4 protein-coding genes are annotated in these 3792 nt (G+C 44.9%); 1 reads left to right on the top strand and 3 read right to left on the bottom strand.

All coding sequences use genetic code 11. The features are described 5' to 3' along the window. Positions 1–304: 304 nt before the first annotated feature. Positions 305–1267, bottom strand: a complete 963-nt coding sequence (locus ABTW62_RS13535; RefSeq protein ID WP_430905104.1) for a hypothetical protein — start codon at positions 1265–1267, stop codon at positions 305–307. A gap of 551 nt (positions 1268–1818) precedes the next feature. On the opposite strand from ABTW62_RS13535, the gene ABTW62_RS13530 reads away from it, so the two are divergent. Then, the gene (locus ABTW62_RS13530) at positions 1819–2187 is read left to right on the top strand and encodes a hypothetical protein (RefSeq protein ID WP_430905103.1); all 369 of its coding nucleotides are present in this window, start codon (positions 1819–1821) and stop codon (positions 2185–2187) included. Positions 2188–2687: 500 nt separating this feature from the next. Here ABTW62_RS13530 and ABTW62_RS13525 read toward each other — a convergent pair whose 3' ends face one another. Further along, on the bottom strand, positions 2688–2855 hold the full coding sequence (locus ABTW62_RS13525; protein WP_430905102.1) for a DUF1328 domain-containing protein: 168 nt from the start codon (positions 2853–2855) through the stop codon (positions 2688–2690). 308 nt (positions 2856–3163) lie between these two features. After that, positions 3164–3463, bottom strand: a complete 300-nt coding sequence (locus ABTW62_RS13520) for a hypothetical protein (protein ID WP_430905101.1) — start codon at positions 3461–3463, stop codon at positions 3164–3166. Positions 3464–3792: the final 329 nt, after the last annotated feature.

Here is a 3792-nt window from a genome sequence, read left to right as displayed (position 1 = left end):
GGGGTTATTTCACTTATTTGTGTGCACTATTTTACCGGAGTGGAGGTGATTATAATATAGAATCAGTTACTTATACTTTCTGAGTAAGCTCTACATATCCGGAGCATCTGACAAAATCTAAAAAAGTTAATAACTAAACAACGACCGGCTAAAGCCAGTCGTTGTTTAGTTATGCACAAATAACGCAATTAAAATAATAACGCAATTAAAATAATGATTGGGATGGGAACACCCAGCATCCACAAAAGTATTGAACGCATTGCTTATCTCCTTATTAAGGTTGAGTTATAGGGATCGTTACTAATTACAAGTCACGCTGCCGACCGCCGTAAATGGCTGTGAAGCTGGCGACGAAGGCACTAGCAAGTAATGCGATAAAGAGCCACAACGCCGTATAAGCGGACGCTTTACGTACCTGATCAGCTACCTCTCTCGCAGTGGTTTCAGCATTCTTCAGCTCTTCCTGCACGCGTGTAAATGTATCTTGTACGCGTTTCTCGGCTTCCACTTGAGTTAGACCAGTACGCTGAGCGACCAATTGGCTTACATAACGAAGATCATCTTTTTCCAGGTTTCCCGTCCGAATGGCGTTCATGAAAATACGGCTAACTTCGAGTCCGACCTCTGCTGATCTGGCATCACTTGTCGATGTGGATGCAGCGCTTTTTTCATCATCATCATCATCGCGGATGGCGTCGTCCGAATCTTCTGTCATATCCTTCCTGAACAGGGAATCGATGTAGTAGTCTATCAATCCACCGTCACCGCCAGATTCCGCCAATTCAGACCCTGCAGCTGCTCCCCCTGCTGTCGCAGCAGCTGCAGTGGTGGTAGCGACACCCCCAACCACAGAGGCTCCAGCCTGGGTCGTACCGCTCACAATCGATCCAATCACAGAAGTTAGCAGCGCGGCAGTCACAAGCGCTGCGATGGCCCAAGCCAGGAAGCCGTGTGCAGTGTCGCGGAAGTAAATCTCATCCGTATGCACTGTAGTGGCCCACTTAGTTCTGAGTCTACCGGCAAGGTAGCCGCCTAATCCAGCAGCAAAGAGTGACGAAAAAGTAATCCAAATAATGGCAGATACGCTAATGGTTGTTGCGCTTGCACCGCTATGTGCCCAGGGTGATACCACGGATAGACCCAGACCCGTTCCCAATACAGTGAGGATCAGCGATAGCGCCGCAATCGCTGCAGCACCCGCAAGGATAGCAGCCCACGAAACTGCGCTTCCTTCAATTTGTATAGTTTCGTTAGTAGAAGTGGTCATAAATAAACTCCAGAAAATTGATCAAGTAGCAATTATGGCCACGGTATATCCACAAGTCTGTTCGTTAACCCACATTTTCCTTTTGTTTTTTTTGAAAAAAATGGGCTGCATGTGCCTTTGCTCTTCCAATTGCAGACTCTTTAATATGGTTCAAAATGTTAGCTTGACCTTCCATGTACTTTGAATAGTTGGATGTTTAGTCCCAGTATTGATTTGCTGATTCTGTGTTTTGCAGCAAAAGAATAGACTGATCCCTAGCAAGACTTACCCCAAAGGAATGGAGCAACCGGCATTCGCTATATGCCCGATTTCCGCGTTGGAAACAAATATGGCACCCAACATAGCACGGCAAAACAATTTTGGAAGAATTGTTCATTGATTCAACAACTTTACGAGCCAAGCACACGGCCGGTCATTTATTTTTACTTTATGTGGTCCGCCGTACATATCTGAACAGTAAGGTGTATTAGTGTGGATAAGTAAACACTGGGATTGAGTCTTCCGGTAGTTTATCAACGTAACATTCATTTGATAATTTAGGAGTAAACATCATGAAAACGAAGAAAGCGATTGTTCCTGTTATGGTAGGTTTTGCTTTTGTTGCCACTTTAAGTGTTGCACCCATAGTTTCCGCAACTGAGAACCCATTCGGGGCACAACCCATGGAAAAAAGCTACGAGGTGGCTGAATACCACCAAAATAGTGGAAAGCAAACAGGAGAAGGCAAAAGAGGCAAAAGAGGTGAAAACAGGAATGGGGCCGCTCCGGCAGATAGAAATAAAGATGATAGTAGCAACAGAGATGAAACAGAAAAAATGAGAATGAAAGATGACAGAGAAGGAAGAGATATGCAGAACGGTGACGATGATAGCAGCAAAGGGTTGTTAGATCGGGACAATAGCAGCATTAATACGCAGTAAGGTGACAATGGTGAATCGCCTGGGGTTTATCGTAGAGTCATTTTTGGAAAGAATGGAGTTGTAGCATAAATCAGCAAGATACTTCACTTCACTTCACTTCACTTCACTTGAAATGCACGAATGGGCTTTTTGCATAATCCTGGGACATCAGAACCGCGAAATGAAAAAGATCAACGAGATGCCTCGTAAGACAGCGGCTTTTTTGCTCAAGCAGAACTCTCAGTCGCCGACCGAAGTAATATCTCTTTCATTGATTACATCGAACAGACGCTTCTTTATAAAGGCAGCGCGATAGGGTAACTCTTGGGGAGCAGTTCTCGTATCTACCCTTGGCCGGCCCACTGGTCGATGTTGCAGGCTTTGGGTTCTCCATCCGGTATGATCCCCCTCCACTAAACCACCTACTTTCAATAGATAGTTTAGTGGAGGGGGATCAACACATTTAAAATCAAAGTCACCATCTTTAGACGGTTTTTTTAGCAAATTTATGGAAATAAATATTAGACCGGCGGCGGACGTCTCCCCATTACCCAGAATACAACAGCTAGAATGAGACCAACTACAAATAGAATCCAGGCTATTTCAATGGCAACATTCATTACCCCGGTAACGCCTAAAATACCTGCAATTATGGCTATCACTAGAAAAACAACTGCTAAATTTAGCATGAGTTTACTCCTTACTTTTAGACTTTTAGTTCCAGGTTTGAAATTGCAGCTCAATACACAATAAAGATATGCTCCACGGTTAATTTCTTCTAACAGGCAACCTATTAAAAAACATAGCGTTACATTGAATCTTGTTAGTGATGAAAAATTCGCAATATGCTAAGGCTCGCCTAAGTTGGTTTTCTGAGCTCTTGAAAATAAAACAATTTACCCTGGATCCTGGTTGGTGGATAACGGACTGCTGCCACCGACAATGAAGCTAAAGTAGCTTGTCCGGGATATTAAAAATACTGCGCGCAAAACGGCCGTTATTTCAGCTCGCGCACGCGATCTGCCTGATCCTCCAACTGGTCAGCTCGTCGTTCGGAGCTTTCCCGGACAGCCTCAGCAGCGCGGTCAGTTGCATCACTTTCCATAATACCGGGATCTTGCTCTTCAATACGGTCTGCCCTATCTTCTCCGCGATCACGCACCACATCGGCTTTTTGTTCAATTGTGTCGGCGCCACTTTCCAGTGCTCCTTCACGCCTGGTTTCCTGCTTGGAATCACAAGCAGCAAGTGTAAATGCTAGTATCGTGGCAACCAGAATAGGTTTTAAATAATTCATGTTGATCTCTCCTATTAATCGTAGATGAAAAAACAGAATAAACCGTGATTAGAATGATTTCTGTACGGTAGCACACGTATCTGCCGGATAAGTGGAAAGTGGAGAAATTTGGATCCTTTCAAGCTTGCAGCGGCGCAGCCAGAAGCACAACCTGTCATGGGAACGGTTCCGAAGGATTACGGAATGTTACATCTCGTCTTATCGCGCAACACTCATTCCTACCCAGAACAGCGATTTGACGTCACTCACCCAAGGCAGGAGCCTTTTTGCGGGAATGCCGCTCGCAGCGATCTGTACGGAGGTACAGGGTGTCACCGGCAATAAAAAAT

It is taken from the genome of Nitrosomonas sp. ANs5, from assembly GCF_050584665.1.
Lineage (GTDB): Bacteria > Pseudomonadota > Gammaproteobacteria > Burkholderiales > Nitrosomonadaceae > Nitrosomonas.
Note: the sequence above shows the minus strand (reverse complement) of the source record. Positions and strands in the feature narration are given on the sequence as shown.